Origin of the sequence: Treponema sp. OMZ 906, assembly GCF_024181185.1 — a bacterium.
In the GTDB taxonomy this organism is placed as follows: domain Bacteria; phylum Spirochaetota; class Spirochaetia; order Treponematales; family Treponemataceae; genus Treponema.
The window spans coordinates 1,829,208-1,848,441 of record NZ_CP051196.1; the positions used below are offsets into that span (position 1 = coordinate 1,829,208).

20 protein-coding genes are annotated in these 19,234 nt (G+C 45.1%); 6 read left to right on the forward strand and 14 right to left on the reverse strand.

Going from position 1 to position 19,234, the window contains the following annotated elements:
• Window position 1: 1 nt before the first annotated feature.
• From E4N69_RS08200 to E4N69_RS08265, 14 genes are all read right to left on the reverse strand, one after another.
• Window positions 2-574, reverse strand: a complete 573-nt coding sequence (locus tag E4N69_RS08200; protein WP_371922382.1) for a hypothetical protein — start codon at window positions 572-574, stop codon at window positions 2-4.
• A gap of 81 nt (window positions 575-655) precedes the next feature.
• Window positions 656-1,513: a 16S rRNA (adenine(1518)-N(6)/adenine(1519)-N(6))-dimethyltransferase RsmA gene (gene rsmA, locus E4N69_RS08205; RefSeq protein ID WP_253823526.1), complete on the reverse strand. Its 858-nt coding sequence runs from the start codon at window positions 1,511-1,513 to the stop codon at window positions 656-658.
• The gene (locus E4N69_RS08210; protein ID WP_253823527.1) at window positions 1,494-2,384 is read right to left on the reverse strand and encodes an acyl-[acyl-carrier-protein] thioesterase; all 891 of its coding nucleotides are present in this window, start codon (window positions 2,382-2,384) and stop codon (window positions 1,494-1,496) included. Before E4N69_RS08210 ends, rsmA begins: the two co-directional genes overlap by 20 nt.
• Before the next feature lie 64 nt (window positions 2,385-2,448).
• The gene (locus E4N69_RS08215) at window positions 2,449-2,910 is read right to left on the reverse strand and encodes a type III toxin-antitoxin system ToxN/AbiQ family toxin (RefSeq protein WP_162663836.1); all 462 of its coding nucleotides are present in this window, start codon (window positions 2,908-2,910) and stop codon (window positions 2,449-2,451) included.
• A gap of 604 nt (window positions 2,911-3,514) precedes the next feature.
• On the reverse strand, window positions 3,515-4,705 hold the full coding sequence (locus E4N69_RS08220; protein WP_253823528.1) for an SGNH/GDSL hydrolase family protein: 1,191 nt from the start codon (window positions 4,703-4,705) through the stop codon (window positions 3,515-3,517).
• 15 nt (window positions 4,706-4,720) lie between these two features.
• On the reverse strand, window positions 4,721-6,262 hold the full coding sequence (locus E4N69_RS08225; protein WP_253823529.1) for an MBOAT family O-acyltransferase: 1,542 nt from the start codon (window positions 6,260-6,262) through the stop codon (window positions 4,721-4,723).
• Window positions 6,263-6,273: 11 nt separating this feature from the next.
• On the reverse strand, window positions 6,274-6,897 hold the full coding sequence (locus tag E4N69_RS08230; RefSeq protein ID WP_162663838.1) for a periplasmic-type flagellar collar protein FlbB: 624 nt from the start codon (window positions 6,895-6,897) through the stop codon (window positions 6,274-6,276).
• Between the two features lie 96 nt (window positions 6,898-6,993).
• Window positions 6,994-7,992 (reverse strand): protease modulator HflC, encoded by a 999-nt coding sequence (gene hflC, locus E4N69_RS08235; RefSeq protein ID WP_253823530.1) that lies wholly within the window; start codon window positions 7,990-7,992, stop codon window positions 6,994-6,996.
• Window positions 7,989-8,927, reverse strand: a complete 939-nt coding sequence (hflK, locus tag E4N69_RS08240) for an FtsH protease activity modulator HflK (RefSeq protein ID WP_253714029.1) — start codon at window positions 8,925-8,927, stop codon at window positions 7,989-7,991. Before hflK ends, hflC begins: the two co-directional genes overlap by 4 nt.
• A 241-nt stretch (window positions 8,928-9,168) precedes the next feature.
• The gene (locus E4N69_RS08245; RefSeq protein WP_253823531.1) at window positions 9,169-9,636 is read right to left on the reverse strand and encodes a protein-export chaperone SecB; all 468 of its coding nucleotides are present in this window, start codon (window positions 9,634-9,636) and stop codon (window positions 9,169-9,171) included.
• Window positions 9,618-9,899 carry a hypothetical protein gene (locus E4N69_RS08250; protein WP_006189886.1) on the reverse strand — a complete coding sequence of 94 codons (282 nt, stop codon included), beginning with the start codon at window positions 9,897-9,899 and terminating at the stop codon, window positions 9,618-9,620. Before E4N69_RS08250 ends, E4N69_RS08245 begins: the two co-directional genes overlap by 19 nt.
• Complete coding sequence (locus E4N69_RS08255; protein WP_253823532.1) at window positions 9,896-10,396, reverse strand: hypothetical protein; 501 nt, start codon at window positions 10,394-10,396, stop codon at window positions 9,896-9,898. Before E4N69_RS08255 ends, E4N69_RS08250 begins: the two co-directional genes overlap by 4 nt.
• A gap of 143 nt (window positions 10,397-10,539) precedes the next feature.
• On the reverse strand, window positions 10,540-11,493 hold the full coding sequence (locus E4N69_RS08260; protein WP_253823533.1) for a D-2-hydroxyacid dehydrogenase: 954 nt from the start codon (window positions 11,491-11,493) through the stop codon (window positions 10,540-10,542).
• Window positions 11,494-11,630: 137 nt separating this feature from the next.
• Entirely contained in the window at window positions 11,631-13,334 is a 1,704-nt protein-coding gene (locus E4N69_RS08265) for a hypothetical protein (RefSeq protein ID WP_253823534.1), read from the reverse strand.
• A 174-nt stretch (window positions 13,335-13,508) separates the two neighbouring features.
• On the opposite strand from E4N69_RS08265, the gene E4N69_RS08270 reads away from it, so the two are divergent.
• The 6 genes from E4N69_RS08270 to nrdR are packed head-to-tail and all read left to right on the forward strand — an operon-like array spanning window position 13,509 to window position 19,210.
• Entirely contained in the window at window positions 13,509-13,928 is a 420-nt protein-coding gene (locus E4N69_RS08270) for a hypothetical protein (RefSeq protein ID WP_253714035.1), read from the forward strand.
• Window positions 13,906-15,051 carry a nucleotide-binding protein gene (locus E4N69_RS08275; RefSeq protein WP_162663856.1) on the forward strand — a complete coding sequence of 382 codons (1,146 nt, stop codon included), beginning with the start codon at window positions 13,906-13,908 and terminating at the stop codon, window positions 15,049-15,051. Before E4N69_RS08270 ends, E4N69_RS08275 begins: the two co-directional genes overlap by 23 nt.
• A 10-nt stretch (window positions 15,052-15,061) precedes the next feature.
• Window positions 15,062-17,263 carry a FapA family protein gene (locus E4N69_RS08280; protein WP_253714036.1) on the forward strand — a complete coding sequence of 734 codons (2,202 nt, stop codon included), beginning with the start codon at window positions 15,062-15,064 and terminating at the stop codon, window positions 17,261-17,263.
• 11 nt (window positions 17,264-17,274) lie between these two features.
• Window positions 17,275-18,264, forward strand: coding sequence for a prolipoprotein diacylglyceryl transferase (lgt, locus tag E4N69_RS08285; protein ID WP_162663858.1), 990 nt, complete (start codon window positions 17,275-17,277; stop codon window positions 18,262-18,264).
• 7 nt (window positions 18,265-18,271) lie between these two features.
• Window positions 18,272-18,721, forward strand: coding sequence for a hypothetical protein (locus tag E4N69_RS08290; RefSeq protein WP_253823535.1), 450 nt, complete (start codon window positions 18,272-18,274; stop codon window positions 18,719-18,721).
• A gap of 27 nt (window positions 18,722-18,748) precedes the next feature.
• A complete protein-coding gene (gene nrdR, locus E4N69_RS08295) occupies window positions 18,749-19,210 on the forward strand; it encodes a transcriptional regulator NrdR (protein ID WP_162663859.1) in 462 nt (153 codons plus the stop codon).
• Window positions 19,211-19,234: the final 24 nt, after the last annotated feature.

A 19,234-nucleotide genomic window follows, 5' to 3' on the forward strand; every position in this document is an offset into this window, starting at 1 on the left:
ATTATTGTGCAACCGTATCGGTCTTATCACTCTGTACGGAAGGAGTCGATGCAGTAACTTTTGCTAATAGTGTTACAATTCCTCCAATAGAACCCGCAGCCAATGCTGCATCGGTCATAAGTTTCAGAGCCTGAGATTCAGCTTTAGCAGATTGCGTTATTGATATAAATTGAATAGGAGCTTCGGTAAGGGTATTCTCCCTCTCCAAACGTTTTTTTGCTGCAGAACGTTTAATCGCACGATACGTTATATCGATTAACGCGATCGTTATTGATATACCGGCAGCAGTAAGGAATACGCCGAGCTGTTCTTTTTCGGTAAGAGGGATCGCTTTGTCAACCTGTTTGAGCGGCCACGGATAATAGGCAGGATCTTTCGGGTGCTTCGCCGCACGAATCATATCGTAACCCCAAAAGGATAAAAGTGTAACAAAGGGGAGCGCCCCGAAAGACAGTATTTCAAACCGCCGAAGTTCCCGCTGCCAAAGCGGAAATTCCTCTTTTGTATAGGGAACCGGCGTATGGTCTTCTTTTTTTTCTTCTGCAATCAGCGGTATCTGTGCAGCAGCCATCATGCACAGAATAAAAAATGCAGTACAGCGCAATCGTTTATTCATCGGAACCTCGTCGGGGATATATAAAAGCTAACCGAGCTTTTACACATCGCAAAGTGTATCCGATAATCGGATAAAATCATAGACGGTCAGCGATTCCGCACGGGCAGCGGGATCGATTTCGGCCGCTTTTAACAGGGATTCCGCCGGCAGCATCTTTTTTCCTCTAGCAGCGAGAATCGTGCTCAAATTATTCTTCACCGTTTTACGCCGCGCACTGAAAAGGCCGCGGACAAGACTTAAAAAAAGACGCGCATCGCGTACCGGCTGCGGGGACTCCTTTTTGGTAAAACGGAGCGCTCGGGATTCGACATTCGGTTTAGGCCAAAAGGCGGCGGGAGCAATATCACGAATCGACTCTACATCATACGCCCATTGGCACAGTACCGAAAACGACGAATAATCCGCACTTCCCGGAGTCGCGGTCATCCGGAGCCCGACCTCTTTTTGCACGGTTATCACCATACGGTCAAAAAAACACTCGGCTTCGATTGTCGCCGCGATGAGCTTTGCTGCAATGTTGTACGGCAGATTCCCGAAAAAGGCCTTCGGTGCATGCCGTTGATATTCAGCCTTCCATGTTTTAAGCACATCGCCTTCTATTAAATGGAACGAATGATATGAACCGAAATAGGACGTTAAAAGCTGTACGAAGCCGCGGTCTATTTCGAACACGGTTAGATCGGCGCCAGCCTCCAACAGCAGCGATGTCATCGAGCCGAGCCCCGGGCCGACTTCCCATACAGCATCTCCGGCGGAAAGACCGAGTGCGGAAATCAGCTCCTGCCGTATATGTGCATTAATCAAAAAGTTTTGTCCGAATTTTTTCTGCATCCCAAACCCGTGTTCATCGAGCACAGCAGCGAGTGCGGACGGCGCATTATAGTCGGGAAGTTTCATGTTCAACCTGAAGCGGCCGTGCCATCTTCCGTTCATCAGCCCATTCGCTACGGGCGCGGAACACCTCGCTGCCGTCGGAAGTTCTCACAATAGAATGCACGCACACGTTATCTTCAATATGAGAGCAGCGGCAGCAGAGTTCTTCCCCGTATTGAGCAGAAATCAAAAAATTGGTATCGAGGACGCGGAGCAATTTGCCGCGGCAAAAGTCCGCATCCATAAACGACAATGCCCAGCGGATATAATTCAGATTATTGACGTGCCCGTTCATATCGATATCCAAAAGCGACGGATGGAACAGCTCTTCACGCTCCCAGTGTTCCGGCAAGGAAATCTTTGCAAAAACCCGTCCTTCCAAATGCTCGTCACAAAACGTCAACGAACCGAACACCGTGTCGTCAAGAACGGCAGGCTGATTGGTGTGCGTATTCAGCACAACCCAGCACGTACTGCCGCGCACACACAGCGCTCCATGTCGGCGCAACGAGTCTGCCGTCCATTCGGTACCCTTCCGTTCCGCCGCATCAAAATCTTTAAAAGCCGCAGACAATGAAGCTTTCTTTCCGCCCTCAGCGTAGTAATAGGCAAAATCCCGAAAACAAAAAAGCCCCTTCGGCGGCTGCGCCCATGTTTGTAACGTCAGACAATCGAGCCAGAGCGGATATTCATGTATTTCAAAATGCTGCTTCGAAATAATCCACATCAATCCCCGTTCTTGCAGCTGCGGCATAAATATGCCGGTAGAACTATAGTGATTAGCCGCCAAATCCTGCGAAAGCGCAGCAACGGTTAACGGCGTACAGCGATACTGCCCATCGATGGCAGTGGTCGGCACCGTATACGGCATCGTGTATTTATTGTCGAGTATCATAGGCACCAGTGTAACTGCTTTTAGAGCGTTGTTCAATGCAACATATTAGAAATGAAAAGTACGATTATTTAAAATCAAGATATTTTGATTCCAGTAGTGGTAAATCACAGCATCTTTTTTTCACAATCTTTTCATACTCTGAAAGATTTTTTTCATCCTCAAAAATCAACTTCCGTAAGTTTCGAGCTATTCTTAATATGCCTTCCCTATCAGCTTTTATATAATTGTATTGGTTTTGTAGCAAACGACGGTATTTTACATCGGGAATATTTATAATATCAATTTCCATCAGCACAGAATCTAAAACCGGAATCATATTATTGAAATTGATTGCCCCATAAATACCGTTATTTATTTTTCTAAAATCTTTTCCGTTCTTCATGTTTCTATGCTTCGGTTTTGGTGATGAAAATGGAGCATAATACTTTATGTTCTCTATCTGAAGTACAATCCCAACATAAGGACGGGATTCATTTTTATTTTCAGAGACTTTGGAGTCAAACTGCCGTAAATAAGCAATCAACAACCCCGACGCAAGCGTCGGGGTATGTTGTTCTCATAAGGTGGTTGCAGTTGGCTTTAATACCCTTTGTTACGACGCAAGCGTCGGGGTATTAAACCCTCCGCACGAATAAAATCATTTTTTATGTGATAGAATTTCATAAATTTCTCAAAAAAAAGGAGCCATTTCCGGCTCCTTTATAAAAACGTGCGTTTTTAGGTTTTCACTTTATGGCAGAAACTCGCCGCTTTTTTAGCATTTCACTTATTATGGTAGAAATTCACCGCTTTTTTAGGGCTTCACAAATGTGGTAGAAGCTCACCATATCTTTAATATAACAGGAATTATAATGACCGTCAAGCTTTTTAACAATTAGGAATGCGGCATTTCAAACACGTAATCAGGGAAACCGCATGAAAAATATTTTTAGCGGTTGCCTTCCTTCTGTGCGAAATTTTGCTTAAAATTTCGCACATTTTTCCAGCAGACAGGTAAACGCATCAGATAGAGTAGATAAAAACCGCGGAAAAATTGAGACTGTGAGACCATTTGAACCGCGAAGAGGTTCAACTCTGGTCGAATAGTCTCAATTTTTCCACGGGGGTGTTAAAAAAACGGTCTGATGCGTTTACCTGAATGCGTAGTCGCGGTGCAGGCGGTCAATGAAGTGCTTCATTAAATACTCGCCGCCTTCGACTGTGTAGTGGATACCGTCGCCCTGTATAAGTGGTATCCATGCGCTGTCTTTAGGTTTAATTGCGCCGATGTATCCCGTTCCATATTGCTCGACAAGACCTTTAAGCGAAATCCTTACCAGCTTTTTGGAATCGTATTCTTCGGCGACGGAATCGTGTACTGCATTTAGGTATTGCATCTTTTCGTTATATGCAGCGCTCCGCACAACCGGTAAGCCGAGCCAGTACAGCCGCGGAACGGAAGCGAGCGCAGTGTCGAGATGTACTTTTACCATTTTACGATACACCTCTTCCCATTCGGGCGAGCCTGCCGTAAGAATGATGCCGCCGGTTGTCCACATATCCTGATAGTCATTCATACCTAAGAAAATAACAGCCGCATCAAAACGTTCCCCATCTTTTTGATCGGCAAAAATAGCTTCAAGTTTTTGCGGCCAGTTATAGTAATCGGATCGGAGAAAGCCGGAAGAAGGAACGCTTAATTCCCGTACGGCAATAGAGGTATCGGAGCCGAGCGCACGGGTCATACCGGCAGCGATACTGCGCATCTGAGAATCTCCGAAAAAGAATAGCCGCAAGGGCATCCGCGCGGAATGGACAACCGGTAGTGCGACATTGCGGAGCATCGCTTTAGAAACCTGCCCCACCAATTCTGCAGGCAGCCCGCTACCGCCTAAATTATCCGAAAAGCCGGGGATTGTTTCGGTGTACCCCTGTTCTCCGGTTACCGCGTAAAAAGCGGCGACCTCGCTGTCGTACACCCCTTGGCGGTAAAAGAACGTATCCCATTCGCCGCGCTCCGCTAACCCCGCCGTCCGTATAAACACATTCCTCAATACGGGGATAACGGCAGCAACGGGAGATGATTCGGTCACGGAAACAATCGGCGCGGTGAGTGCGCTGTAAATATTTTTTAGCGAGGCTCTTTTGATGTTTTGCACCGGATGCGCAAGCCGCTGCCCTAAAAACGGAATAAGAATAAGCAGCGTTAGCACAACAAAGAAAAAGCATTGATTGGGAGAGTATCGGCCATTCCGCCCTTGCCCGCTCTTTTGCCCTTGCCGATTGTCGTATTCTTGCCGCTCGTATTGAGCCGATTTGCCGCGTTGACTGTTTTCACTCATACTCTGCGTATCCCCCTAAAATCCGAAGTAGATAAACGGTGCGATGCCGGACGTCGACACAATGTTGAGGCCGACAAAAAACAGCACAACGGCAGCGGCCTTCACCGCAAGCGGCAGCCGTACATACCGTGCAAAATACGCGCGGCGTGTCTCTTCTTTCGGGATTTGCAGCAAAAAGGCGGCGGCGAGCGGTACCAGCACAAACCAATGCACCGTGCGGAGCGGCTGTGTGATATTCTTGAGCGAAGAAAAATACAATGCAATTTCCCGCACGGTATTCGACCGGAAAATCAGCCAGCTGATATTGATAAACACAAAAACGCGCCCGATCCGAAGCAGCCGGTTCATATCAATGTTCCGTCCGGCAAACCGCACTATGCCGCGGCGCGGTTTATCGGATACAGCCGTTGCAGTGATGAGAGATTCTTGGTTGCCCGCAGCAGTGTTGATAGCGGCGGCGCGGCGTTCTTTACCAAGCACAGCGACTACCCGCTCTGCGGCGCAGGCAAGTCCCTGCAACAACCCCCACAGCACAAAGGGAATGGAACCGCCGTGCCACACCCCCGCGATGAGCATTGTCCCGACCAGCGCAATCACCGTGCGGACTAAACCGTAGCGTGAGCCGCCGAAGGAGAAGTACACATAATCGCGCAGCCACGACGAAAAGCTGATATGCCAGCGCCGCCAAAACTCACTCACCGATTGGGAAAGATACGGTCGGTTAAAGTTCTGCGGTGCTTCAAAGCCGAGCAAAAGCCCGATGCCGATTGCCATATCGCTATAACCTGAAAAGTCGCAATAAATGACAAACGTATACGACACCAAAGCGACAAGCAATTCGAGGGTATTACACTGTGCAGGATTCGCAAATACGGGATCGACGGCAAGCACGGAAAGAAAGGTTGCCAGCACCATCTTTTTATACAGCCCCGACAAGATCAGCAGTACGCTGCGGTCAAACGCTATCGGGCGTTCCTCCGTTACGTCCTGTGTAAGGTTGTCCGACAAGGCTGTAAAAAAGGCTTCCGCCTGCACGATGGGCCCCGACGCCAGCTGCGGAAAAAACGAGATATAGAGCAGTACTTCGATAAACGATTTAACCGGCCGCATTTTGCAGAGATAAATATCAAAAATATAGCTCATCGAGCGGAACGTATAGTACGAAATACCGATCGGTAATAACAGCGAGCAACTTTGTAGTTGCAGTAACAGCGGGGACTGGAGCTGCCCGTTAAAAAATGTGTAGTTTAAAAAAGAAATAAAATCATAAAAATATTTGAAAAATCCGAGGAAGAGAATGTGCAACGCGGTACCGGTTATCATTGTAATGGTACGGGGAATATAATTTTTTTGTATACCGAGCAGATAACCGGTAAGACCGGACAGAGCCGACACTCCGAACAGCAAGAGGCAAAAGCGCCAATCCCAGCAGGCATAAAAAAAATAGCTTGCGCAGGTAAGTAGAATAATCCGTTGTCTTTTCTGCCTGAATACATACCAATACAGAAAAAAAACAACGGAAAAAAAGAGCGCAAACCGAAGTGTCGGAAATAACATCTCTCAAGAGATTAAGGAAGCGATGCCGGTTTGTTTGCCATCTTGCGCTGAATATCGGCGGCGCGATTCGCCGGCATCAACGAGAACCAGTATGCAACGGAAGAAGTCTTGTTTGCTTTTTTTGCAATTGCCTCTACCGCCCGCAGTACATCGATAATATCTTGATCATCCATTTGCAGTAAGTTTGCGACCGCCTTCTCAGGCTGCATACCGTTGATATACCGTGCGATCTGGTCGATATTCGCTTCCCGCATATCCCGTTCCGTCATCATCTGTTTAAAAGACTTTTCTTTTTCTTCTATAATAGAAAGCCGATCGTCCAGTTCCTGTGATACCTGTGCCGCTTCTTTTTCGCGAGCAGTAACATCAGCCTCTTTTTTATCAAGCTCCTGCGAGCGGACATCCAAGGCGATCAACCGCTTTGCATACCGGTCGGCATCCAAATCCGCATCCGCATCAGCCGGAGAAGCGACACCTGCCGGCGTCTTTAATCCGAACAACGAGTATACCGGTGAAAAAACTCCCCGTGCATTGATTAAGCCGAGATAGCTGAACCAAAAAAGTCCGCCGAAAACCAATATAATAATCAATAAAAGCAATACTATTACTCGTCCAAAAGAACCTCTACGTCTCACCGGAGTCCTCCCTGCATATTTCAGTATCGGTAAAAATCTTAACAAATATTAGGGCATCCCTAAAAAGCATTTTTTAGAGATGCCCATCACGCGCTGTTAATGTTTATAGAGATATTGAAAGTATTCCATATCGGTTGATAATATCTTTTCGGTATCGGGAAGCGCGTTTTGATATACTTCAAGACTCTTCCAAAAGCTATAAAACTCAGGGGACTTGCCGTAGGATACGGCATAGATTGCGGTGGCCTGTGCGTCTGCCGCGCCCTTTATTTTCTCCGACTCGGAATATGCCTTTGAAAGGATGCTCTTTTTCTCGTTTTCCAACTTACCGAGCCATTCCGCCTTTTTTCCCTCACCGGTAGAACGGAAGGTCTGCGCAATCTGATTCCGCTCCTTAATCATTCTATTATATACGGAGGCTTGCAATTCGTCGGAATACTTTATCTCTTTAAAGATAACATCGATAACCTCAATACCGAAATCTTTCAGCTGCATATTCGCTTTCTTTAAAATTTCGGCGGCCAGCACATCACGCCCTTTTTCGATAGCAGCATACACAATCTTTTCCGCACCGGTTACCTCTTCCAACTTCACCTCGTCCGTGTTCAGCCCGATCTGCTCTTGGTGCACCATTTCATTAATGCTGTTGGTGTTGCGGACAACGTCATTCAAACTGTTGACGGTGATGATATCCCGCACTGATGAGTCGATAATATCCGAAAGACGTGAATAAGCGGCTTCGTAGGTTCCGAGAGATTGATAAAACCTACGGATATCTGAAATACGCCAACGGCTGGTGGTATTCACCTCAATAAATTGCTTTTCTTTAGTGAGGATCTTTTGAGGGTCGCCGTCGATGCGCAATAATTTTGCCGTGTATCGATGTACCTGGTACAGAACCGGTATTTTAAAATGAAGTCCCGCCTCCGTTTCGGCTTTGACAATTTTACCGAACTGAGTGATAATCGCAGTTTGTCCTTCATTTAAGATATAAAAGGGCTTTACCGACAACACAAGAATAAGAATAAATACCACCACTGCGCCAAACCGTATGGTCTTTTTAGCCTTTACCGGATCTATTTTGCTCGCTCTCACTGTTCTCCTCCCGAAAGATTTTTTAACGGTAAGAAATTTTTGACGTTTTTATCGATGAAGATTACCTTGTCGGTATTTGAAAATATCTTATCGAGTGTTTCAAGATAAAGCCGCCGCTTGGTAATATCGGGTGCCTTGCTATACTCAGCATAGACGGCATTAAAACGGGCAACATCTCCTTCCGCCTTGTTGATCCGTTCCACCGCATAACCTCGTGCTTCTTGAATCATCCGGTCTGCCTCGCCTTTCGCTTTGGGTATCTCTTTGTTGTAGGCTTCTTTGCCTTCGTTAATTAACCTGTTCATATCCTGAATGGCGATATTAACATCCTCAAAAGCTTGCTGTACATCTTCCGGCGGAACAACATTTTGCAGCTGTACCGACGAAACCGCAATGCCGAGACCCAGCTGCTTATACTTTTCATTCATAATTTCGGGCGCTAAAAACTGAATGGAGTCGCGTTCAGATCCCATAATATCAAAAATAGCGCGATCGCCGATTAGGCTGTTGATTGCCGCTGTGGACACATCGCGGACGGTGTTAATCCGCTCACCTTCTTCAACATTAAAGAGCCATGCTTTGGGATCGATAATACGGTACTGTACCGTCCATTCAACATTGATAATATTCAAGTCGCCGGTCAGCATTGAAGATTCGGTGACGATATTATTCCGGTACTGACTCCGGTCAGAGGCCATCGTGGTACGGAAACCGAACTCCTCTTTTTGAACGGTCGTAACCGGAATGTGATACACCCGCTCGACAATCGGGATAATGAACTGTAAACCGGGCTGCAGCGTCCGGTTATATTTACCGAGCCGAGTTACCACACCGTTATCCGTTGTCGAAACAACGGTAAAACTGAAAAATGCCAATGTGACGAGTACAACCGCCGCCCCTATTGCAACAAGCTGCCCGTTTTTTAATTGCTTCATAAGTTCTCCTCTTCAAATAGACCATTTAAAATATTTAGAGTTTCCCGGTAATTGTTTCTATTTCTTGTACGGTTAGACCGGTAGCTTGTGCGATTTTTTCGGTTGATAACCTCATAGCGTATAAGTTACGTGCAGTTTCGAGGGCTTTACGGTGGGAACCTTCTGCGAGCCCAAGGGATTTACCTTCGGCAAGACCTCTCCCTTATTCTCATGAATACCGGAGACTTATTTTAACACTATATCACCTTTCGATGACTTTTATCTTTGTATCATGTGCCATTGCACTAACATTTATCAGCGGCATAATAGGAACAGCAAAACCTGCATTATACAATGTCTGAGAAATGACAGCTCTTACATAGGGAAATAAAATCGTCGGTCCCTGTATTCGTGCTAAAACATCTTCTTGCTCTTGGGTAAAAGCCCCCAGGCCAACGAACAAGCCCGTAATTTCAAATAATCCGTTAGCCATTTCATGCCGATCTTTCCGGGAGACTATAGAAACTTGAACTTTTATACCCGTCACATATAACACCTTGTCCGCAACGTTCTTATATTTTGAAGCATCTCTAAAAGAAAAAGCATACTGAACTTCATAGTCATCCTGCTTACCGGCAAGCGTTAAAAGGGATGGCTCTACAGAGAATTCTATGTTGGTAAGCTTATATGAATCAAACTGGAAGCCTGATTTTACGCTGCTGTCATCCACTGCATTTCCTCCTCTTTTAAAAGAGTATACGTATTAGTATTTATAAGGTCTCCTTCTTTTTGATACGAAGCAGAATAATTCGCATCTGATTTTAGGATTATCGAATTATGACTATCACAGATAGTATTATACACTATGTTCTCAAAATCTTTTTTGAATGAGGGAGAATTTTTATAAAAATAGTCAAAGAATTCATCGTTTGTCATTGTGCAGAAAAAATCGCATACTTCCGCAAGTTTTTTCAGTTCTTCATCTCTTCTCATTGTTTTACCCATTGCCTCTTAGTTACTAAGTGCGGACTGTTCCGTACAGTATATACATCGACGCATTTTCCCGTCAATTTAGAACCATAAAGCAAATCAGCTTCCGGTTTTTTCTCGTAATACAGATGCGCTTTAATACCTGTGTAGGTATCGGATAATATTTTACATGTCTCAAAAAGATAATTTAGTTTCAAGCCTAACTGTGCCGGTTTTATACCTTTTTGTTGCATGACAGAGTTAAATTTATCTGCGATTCTTGAAATATACTGAAGTTTTTCGTCATCCGTTAAATCCAGTACGTCCGTCAAATTTAACTCTGCTTTTACAATACTCTCTTTATGCTTTTCTGTAAGCCACCATTCGGCACGAGATTCGTGCTCCCAAAAATACATTCCCTTGCCTAAAAAATCAGTATCATTGCTGTCAATTATAAGATAATTCCGATTAGTGATAAACTCAGAACATCGACTGCGGTCATTAGCATGATACCCTATCATTTTGCAGACAATTTCTCCCCTTTTCTAAATCTATATCAAATAGTATCATATTCCTTGAAATTATTTCAAGTATTTTATTTCCACCCCGCCCCCTCACAAACGCTTAAAATATTTATAATGTGTTTGTATTTGTTACCCCCTCCTTACACTACATTCTGCGGTTTACCGGCAAGAAAGCTTTTTACATTATCTGCGGCGATATGCAACAGGCGCGTCCGCGCTTCGCGGGTTTGCCATGCGATATGCGGCGTTATAAAGCAGTTGGGGCAGCCGAACAGCGGATGATTTGCAGGTGGCGGCTCAGCGCTCAGTACATCGGCTGCATAGCCGCCGATGGAACCTTTTTTCAACGCTGCGGCAACCGCCTCATCATCGATAAGCGGCCCCCGTCCGGTATTGATAATAAGCACGCCCGGCTTTACTTTCGTAAGCGCTGCGGCATCGATTATTTTTTCGCTTGCACTGTTAAGCGGCGCATTCAAGCTGATAATGTCGGATTCGGCAAGCAAGGTTGCAATGTCAACCTGCTTCGCCGCAGCGAGATGAGGTACCGTTTTGGGCGAGCGGTTAACATAGAGTACCCGCATCCCCATCACAAGCGCAATTTCCGCAACCCTTTGCCCGATGTGCCCAAACCCGATAATACCGAGCGTCTTCCCCGTCAGTTCAAACGTCGGGAACGAGGTATAGCAGAAATGCTCGCTGCGGCTCCACTTACCGCCGTGAACCTCATCACTGTGTTCCTTTACGTGCCAATAAAACTGTAAGATGAATGCAAATACCAGCTGCGCAACGCTGTCGGTGCTGTAGCTGGGAATATTCGTTACGGTGATCCCAGCCGCATGAGCGGCCTCTACATCGATAACGTTGTAGCCGGTCGCCAGCACGCCGATGTACCGCAGCTTGGGTAACCGCGCAATCAAGTCCTTTGAAAATACAACTTTATTCGATAAAACCGCCTCGCAGTCTTTTACCCGTTCGTACACCTCATCGGGTGCGGTTTTGTCATATATCGTAATATCCGCAATGTCCTGTAAAATCTTCCACGACAGATCCCCCGGATTAAGCGTGAATCCATCCAATACGGCTACTTTCATACATACCTTCCTTATACGGTAATTTTCCGGGAGTATTATAAAGGGCAGAGAGCTTTTTTTCAATTGATTAGTATAAAAAAAGCGGCAAAGCCGCACTAAAGCAGCCTGCCGCTTATCCATATTAAGAATGCCTCATGCTAGTTATTTGAAGCAGCCTTTTTTCCTGACCCCAGCGGAATAAATGCTTGGATTTTAAAACTAGTAATATCAAGCAGATTTCCACTCAATTCAGCATCAAGGTGAGCGCCGCCTTCAAACGGAATGGTAATACCGATACTATGCTCTTCAGTAACCTTCCATGTATAGTCTTTTGAGATCGGTGTATTGTCGTATGTATTGCTGGGATATTGCGTCCCGCCCGATGTACTAACATTGCCATTATCGTCTGTTGTTGACTTTTGCGTCTTATGGTTATTAGCCGTATCTCTTTTTACCGTAACGGTTGTCTCCAACGAAGGCTTTACCCCAAGGAGAAAACCGATCTTCCAGTTTTCAGGCAATAAGCGTAAGCCCATCGGGACTGATACCTCCGCCGTCAACGTTGTTTTATTCTTATACTGTTCGGAATCACCTGTCGTCTTCTTGATATAATAATACTTCGCATTATTAATGTTAGCGGAACCGCTAATTTTTTCGTCATACGCGCCGCCATCCATAGCAGTATGCATCTTCAATTCCAGAGTCGGTGTTACATTAAAGAGTACCGCTTTTTTGGGAGAAGCAAAGTTTAAGGATCGGGATCCATGCACATCTATTCCGAAACCTACCTGCGGCTTGTGCGTTATATTAAGCTTTCCGTCTTTTCCTAAAAATGCGGCATTCTTATAGGAATAGCGGACATGTTTATTATCGCTCGTAAAGTCGAAGCCCAACGATCCTCCTACGCCCCAGCTATCCGTTTCGCGGTCGGCAGCAGGAATGCTGATATCATATTCCAGTTTTAAATCAGTTTCGGCTGTCAATGCGCTAACATTTGCATACTTCTCTATGGTCTTATCATTATTCTTATAGTAATAATAACCGTTCTTACTTTTTATCTCAGAACCGATTTTTAAGGCTGCCGTATGTTCAAATTTGCCTGTTGTAAAAGCAACCGGAATCCTAAATGAAAATGAATCTACGAGCTCAGGAAGAGCAGCTATATTACCGCCTCCCTGTGTAAATGTCTTAAAATCAGCCGCACTACCGATTGCAGTGTCAACATTAGCCCCTGTGATAGTTTTGCTATGCTCTGTATAACTATTTGCAGGAGTATTCATATCTTTATATGTCGTTTTTACATTATTTGCAGGGACGAAATTGGTTTTATCACCGGAATATGCAAACTGGAAACCGGCTACAAAATTCATATCGGTTCCAAGCCCGACTAAATACTGAAAGTTAAACGTACTTTTTTTAAACAAAGGGGCTGCATAATACGATGTTGTCGTTGTATTGATAACTTTCCCATGAGCAGAAGAATCCCAGGTCTTTTGAGTTCCACCCTTCTCCGGAGTAATAATATTAGTGGAATTAGAACTTGCCTGAAAGCGGATATAAAAAGACATCGGGAATTTCCACGGCATATAGTAACCGAAATTAATTTCATCTTTCAGAGTTTGGGATGCTTTTCCGCCCTGTTTCATTGCTCCGGCACCGGGGTTACCCAAGCCGCCGTAGATAAAATGACGGTCATACGAACCGAATGCCGAACCGGCCGAAAATTGGTCGTCAATTTCGTTGCTGAACCCACCGGCTGTTACCCTATTTTCAAGTGAGCCCAGTTTATAAAAATCCTCTCCCGCCGCACACAGCGAAACGGCGGCAAGTACACAGCATAAAGATAATAAAACCTTTTTCATCTGTGTTCCTCCTTAATTTTTTGATAAGAGACCGGCGCAACGCGCCACTCTTACTTTCCTTAACTTTTATGATAAACGATGAAATTTTTTCTGTCAAGAAAATTTCTTATGCTGTTTTTCCAGACTGATGCGAGCCCTTGACCTAACGTAATCTTGCGCATACACTCTATAGAAATGAACAAGAAAACGGTTGCTGCCTATTGTGCCGCTTTTGTGTACGAAATAATAAAAGTTTTTTATATTGCCGCCTTTTCCGTCGGCTATCTGCAGAAGATATCCTTCTTTAAATATAGTGCACTTGCGGCGCTCTGTATGCCGGTACTTTTATGGCTGATGCTCGCATTAAATGAAAAAGACTTCCACTGGGCACTCTATGCATCCGCATTGTTCAAATTAACTGCTGTTTGCGCCGAATTCCTCTATATTTTTCAGCGGGGATTTGCTATAATAGGGATTGTCTTTAACTCGGCACCGAGCAACGGCAGTCTCGATTTTTCAAAGGGAGTGCTTTTTTTCCTTGCAGTCGATACGGTGTTGCTGTTTTATTCATTTATAAAAGGGAGTGTGTATTATGCAAATAATACCGATTGCTAGCGGAAAGGGCGGGGTCGGAAAAAGTCTTCTTTCCGCGAATCTTGCAATTGCCCTCGGACAGGCAGGAAAAAATGTTCTGGTTGCCGATCTGGATTTAGGCGCATCGAATCTTCATTTGGTTCTTGGGCAGCAATCGAACGCGCACGGAATCGGTACTTTTTTGTCGGGAAATTCTTCATTCGGAGATATTATTGTAAATACGGGGTATCCGAACGTACGTTTTGTTCCGGGCGACTCCGAAATTCCCGGCTTCGCAGCCTTAAAAGCCTCCGATAAAAACAGCTTAATCAAAAATATGCTTAAAATGGATGCAGACTACTTGATTCTTGACCTCGGTGCAGGAACACACCTCGGTATTCTGGATTTCTTTTTGCTTTCCCCGCAGGGCATTGTCGTTACCGCACCATCGGTTACCGCGATACTGAACGCGTACCTTTTCTTAAAAAATGTCGTATTTCGTATGCTTTACGGAGCTTTTAAGCGGAACAGTCCGGGTTTTAAATACCTTGAAAAGCTCAAATCCGATTCCTCGTCCATGCAGCGAATGTACATTCCTCGCATCATCACCGAACTCGAAAAAATCGATCCTAAAAACACCGAGCTTTTTTTGTCCAATCTGCATAAATTTAAGCCCCGGCTTATTATGAATATGCTCGACGATCCGAAAGATGCCGACAAAGCCTTAAAGATCCGCCGATCATGTCAGGAATACCTCAACATCAATCTTGAACACCTCGGTGTTATTTACCGGGATACAATACAGGATACGGCGCTTGCATCACGTTTACCTGTCATCCTATACAAACCGCAAGCTATGATTTCTCAGGCAATCTACCGCATTGCCGACAAAATTCTACAGTCCGAAACCGAAACTTTTCAAAATGTGGCGGATTACGCCGAATATACCGATGAGACATTTCAGTCTGCCGAATTGGAAGCCGAAACCGACTTCCGCTCAAAGATGGGCTATATCGAAGACCTTATCGGCAGTGAAGCACTGTCAATGAACGATATTGCCGAAATGCTCAAGAGCCAGCAATATGAGATTTCCGTTTTAAAGAAAGAAAATGCTTTGTTAAAGCGGAAAATAAAAATAGCCCTTGAACAAGGGTATCGTATATAAGCGGTATAATATGAAGTGGACGATAAAACAAAACGAAAAAAATAAAAAGTGGTATTTTTCCGTCAGCGGCGTAGACAATAAAGAAAACTGCGTATTTCCCGCCTATGAGGAAATAGTTGAACAGGCAAAAAAAGAAGGGGTGTCTACCGAAAACCTTATTAATGCACAACAGTTTGAACGTTACTTTGATAAAATAGTGTATGGAACGACAGTACCGCTTCCCCTCGAAATCGAGCTTGATCCATCCTTCGATACGCGGCTCATTATCGATCCGGACAAAACAAAAGCAACGCTCTATATACGGAAAGCAAAAGACGAGCCGCACAATATCGATAAAAAATTGATTACAACAATGCTGAATAACAGCCAGATTGCAAACATCGATTTTAAAGTGCTGGATCAAAAAATAGATGCTTTTATCGAAGCTCCCGATCGGGAAATTGAGCTTGTCATTGCAGAAGGCACACTACCCGGACGAGGAAAAGACCGGTCGCTTATTCCGCACATTACGAAATTGGATGAGGCAGAAGATATTCTGCTCCGCAAGAAATTGCTCCATGCAGTGGGAACAGCTCGTGAGCAGCCGCAGATGATATACGACAAAGATTTCCCGCTTTCCGAAGCACAATCTCTTTCCATCGTCGCAAAACATGATCTACTGTATGAATTTTCAAAATCGGAACTCGGGACAAGTGGAGCGGATATTTACGGGAATACTATTCCGGGGTTACCGGGCAATGATCCTTTTGTGCTGGATTTACGGAATATCACGCAAACGAATGACGAATTGAAGGCCGGTTGCAACGGTATTCTTTTATCGGCGGAAAGCCCTGACGGCCTCAAGCTACGTATTATCCCGTATAAAGATGCTACGGTCAAAGCTGTTATCAGCGACGACAAAATGGAAGCCTCTCTCATTCTCGAATCGGGAAGAGGGGCAGGAGCGCGCCTTTCGCTTTCTCGCTTAAAAAAAGCATTGGACGAAGTGAACCTGCCTCCTGATCGGTATACCGACAAAATACTGAAAGACGCTATTTACGAAGCACGACTTTCTTCCGCACCGGTTAAATTTACCGTCAGTAGGGGTATACAGCCGGTTGCCCCGCATTCGTACCAATTCGACTGGAAGGTTGATTTCGGGTATTCAAACAGTGTTTCGGTAAAACGGGGAGAAACCCTCCTGGAAACATTCTTTCAGGAAGCCGGCGAAAAGGGCTCCGATGTATTCGGAAACACTATAGAAATCAATCAGGCAGCACTGTTAAAACTGCCCCAAACCGATAACACCATCCGTGTTATTAAACAAGGAAGAAAAATTTCGTTCGTAGCGGCTGTGCATGGGGAGTTGATACGTACCGGTGAAAAGCTCAAAATACTCAATTCAAAGATTATCGATACGGATGTAAATAAAGAAACCGGCGATATTATCTTTGCCGGTGATGTGATTATCAACGGGGATATTGATGCAGATCGCAGCGTAAAAGCGGGCGGCTGTTTAACCGTCAACGGAGATGCAGGCGTATCGCTGGTGTACACTAAGGAATCGCTTTTAATGAACGGCGGCATACGGGGAGAAAGCCGCGGCACGGTGTGGGCAAAGAATACGATGGCGCTCCATTTTGCCGAAACGGCACGGCTATTTGCAGGCGGTAATATCTATATCAATGAGTACAGTTTCCGCTGTGTCGTTAAAACAAACGGTCAGCTGATTATGACCGGGGAGCCCGGTAGTTTTATCGGCGGAAATGCTCATGCGGCCCATGGTATCAATGTGCGAAATTTAGGGGATTACAAAACCGTCCGTACGATTATTTCATTTGGACAAGACTACCTGATAAAAGATAAGATAGAGGTATACGAAAAACAGACACAGGACAACCTGTTGGAGCTTGCCCGCATAGAAGGGGAATTAAACGACTCGGAAACCCCTGCCGACCGTATCCAAGAACTGCGGGAACAAAAAGTCATCTTACTTAAATCAAACACATCTCTCGGCATAAAGATTTTTAAGCTGAAAGAAAATTTTGAATCGCATATTTCTTCGGAAATAAAGGTAACCGGCACCGTGTACCCCGGCGTTATTTTGGAAAGTCACGGCAGATATTATGAAGTACGCGAACCGGCTTCTCATGTCATATTCACTTTCGATTCAAAACAGGGCAGGATAGTCTGTAAGCAAATTGAAGATAAAATCGAGTTTACGGCGGAATAAGAGGTATTTTTATGATTTGTGCTATTCAATATCCGTCGTGGATACAACCGGAGATTATTCCGGGCTTTCCCTTTTTACGATGGTACGGGTTTATGTACCTCGTTGCCTTTACAATCGCATTCGTACTGTTTAAGGTACAGGTTAATAAAGGCGAATTACAACGGTATGCAAAAAGCGAAAAGCCTATCACGAATGAAGATATTATTGACTTTTTTACCTGGTCGCTTTTCGGACTGATGCTCGGCGCCCGCATTTTTGCAACGCTGGTATATGAGCCGGAATGGCTTTATTGGCAAAAGCCGTGGTTGATCTTTTGGCCGTTTTCCAAAACAAGAGAATGGACGGGGCTGCAAGGGATGTCGTATCACGGAGGTTTTATCGGCTGCTTCTTAGGCGCCTTTCTGTGGACAAAGCGGCATAAGCAGGACTTTTTTGCATGGGCGGATACCGCAGCAGCGGGGATACCGCTTGGCTACACCTTCGGAAGGCTCGGAAACTTTTTCAACGGCGAACTCTACGGGCGTATTACGACAAGCCCCATCGGTATGCTCTTTCCGTCGGTGCCGCTCCACGACTGCTTCCCGGTTAAAGAAGCATGGGTACGGGAGTTTGCAGCAAAAGCAGGAGTCGCCATACAGGAAGGCGCGCAGTATGTCAACCTACCCCGCCACCCGAGCCAGCTGTATGAGGCACTTTTTGAAGGAGTACTCCTCTGGATTGCGGTATGGCTGGTACGCAATAAAAAACCGTTTAACGGCTTTTTATTTTGCTTCTACACCATCGGTTACGGGGTTGTTCGTTTTTTCATCGAATACTTCCGCCAGCCCGATTATGAGCTGGGCTTCCGGATTGCTGCTGCTGCGGACGAGGCAAATATCTATCTTTTTAGCTCGTTCAAAAATATTTCTACCGGACAAGTCTTTTGCTTTATGATGATTGCAGGCGGATTTATCGGTATCGCTCTTTTAGCTCGGTACAATCGGAAGAAGAACCGTGGATAAGCCCCTGTTGCCTACAAAAAAACAAAACGATAATTTTACCTTTTCACTCCTTTCATTCGGTACGCGGACAGGGTACGCCGTTATGTTGCTGTGCATTGTTGCGGCCTCAGCCCTTATGTATAGTGAACGGCGCCAGCTGCCGATTTTGGGAATCATACTGAGCTGTTTTGCATTGTTTGTGCTATGCTACGTAGATCGGTGGCGTTTTAACTGCACGAAAAAGACCATAGAGTATCGGGTAGGCCTTGTTTTTCTTGCTCTGCGCAAGCAGTATTCCTTCTCAGACATCGAAAAAGTCGAAACTGAGCGCTTTGTCAAAGGTCTGTTTAAAACAGAGTTTATAAAATGTATGCTGTGTTTACGTACCGGAGAAAAAAAGACCGTCGCCATTTTTCCGGCACGCAACAAAGTGCTCGAACGACAGTGGAAAACACTCTCGGCGTTTTTCGCCGATTAAAAAAAACAATTAAAAAAGGGAGAAAATATGCGCTGTCCGTATTGCGGAAGTGTTGACGACAAAGTGGTAGAGTCCCGAACGCTCGGGCAAGGCGATTGTATCAGGCGGAGACGAGAATGCCTCAGCTGCGGGTACCGCTTTACCAGCTATGAGCGGATAGAAGAAAAACCGCTGATGGTGGTTAAACGAAACGGACGGAGGGAACCCTTTGACCGCGCGAAATTGGAACGCGGCATCGAACGTTCGCTGGAAAAACGTCCCGTTTCGATGAACGAAATTGAAAACATCGTCAGCGATATTGAAGATGCGGCGGTTATGAATAGTAAGAGCGCGAAAGAAATCAAGAGCACGGAACTGGGCGAAATGGTACTTGCTCGTTTATACACCGTAGATAAAGTGGCATATATCCGGTTCGCATCGGTATATAAGAAATTTAATGACCTTGATGAATTTATCAATGAGGTGAAAAAAATACATGAGCATCTTTAAAAAACTGAGATTTTTAGAGATGCT

Coding starts and splice junctions, on each gene's coding strand:
- E4N69_RS08200 (WP_371922382.1), bottom strand. CDS start 574: ATGATGGCTGCTGCACAGATACCGCTGATTGCAGAAGAAAAAAAAGAA.
- rsmA (WP_253823526.1), bottom strand. CDS start 1,513: ATGAAACTTCCCGACTATAATGCGCCGTCCGCACTCGCTGCTGTGCTC.
- E4N69_RS08210 (WP_253823527.1), bottom strand. CDS start 2,384: ATGATACTCGACAATAAATACACGATGCCGTATACGGTGCCGACCACT.
- E4N69_RS08220 (WP_253823528.1), bottom strand. CDS start 4,705: ATGAGTGAAAACAGTCAACGCGGCAAATCGGCTCAATACGAGCGGCAA.
- E4N69_RS08225 (WP_253823529.1), bottom strand. CDS start 6,262: ATGTTATTTCCGACACTTCGGTTTGCGCTCTTTTTTTCCGTTGTTTTT.
- hflK (WP_253714029.1), bottom strand. CDS start 8,927: ATGAAGCAATTAAAAAACGGGCAGCTTGTTGCAATAGGGGCGGCGGTT.
- E4N69_RS08250 (WP_006189886.1), bottom strand. CDS start 9,899: ATGAGAAGAGATGAAGAACTGAAAAAACTTGCGGAAGTATGCGATTTT.
- E4N69_RS08255 (WP_253823532.1), bottom strand. CDS start 10,396: ATGATAGGGTATCATGCTAATGACCGCAGTCGATGTTCTGAGTTTATC.
- E4N69_RS08260 (WP_253823533.1), bottom strand. CDS start 11,493: ATGAAAGTAGCCGTATTGGATGGATTCACGCTTAATCCGGGGGATCTG.
- E4N69_RS08265 (WP_253823534.1), bottom strand. CDS start 13,334: ATGAAAAAGGTTTTATTATCTTTATGCTGTGTACTTGCCGCCGTTTCG.
- E4N69_RS08270 (WP_253714035.1), top strand. CDS start 13,509: ATGAACAAGAAAACGGTTGCTGCCTATTGTGCCGCTTTTGTGTACGAA.
- E4N69_RS08275 (WP_162663856.1), top strand. CDS start 13,906: ATGCAAATAATACCGATTGCTAGCGGAAAGGGCGGGGTCGGAAAAAGT.
- E4N69_RS08280 (WP_253714036.1), top strand. CDS start 15,062: ATGAAGTGGACGATAAAACAAAACGAAAAAAATAAAAAGTGGTATTTT.
- lgt (WP_162663858.1), top strand. CDS start 17,275: ATGATTTGTGCTATTCAATATCCGTCGTGGATACAACCGGAGATTATT.
- nrdR (WP_162663859.1), top strand. CDS start 18,749: ATGCGCTGTCCGTATTGCGGAAGTGTTGACGACAAAGTGGTAGAGTCC.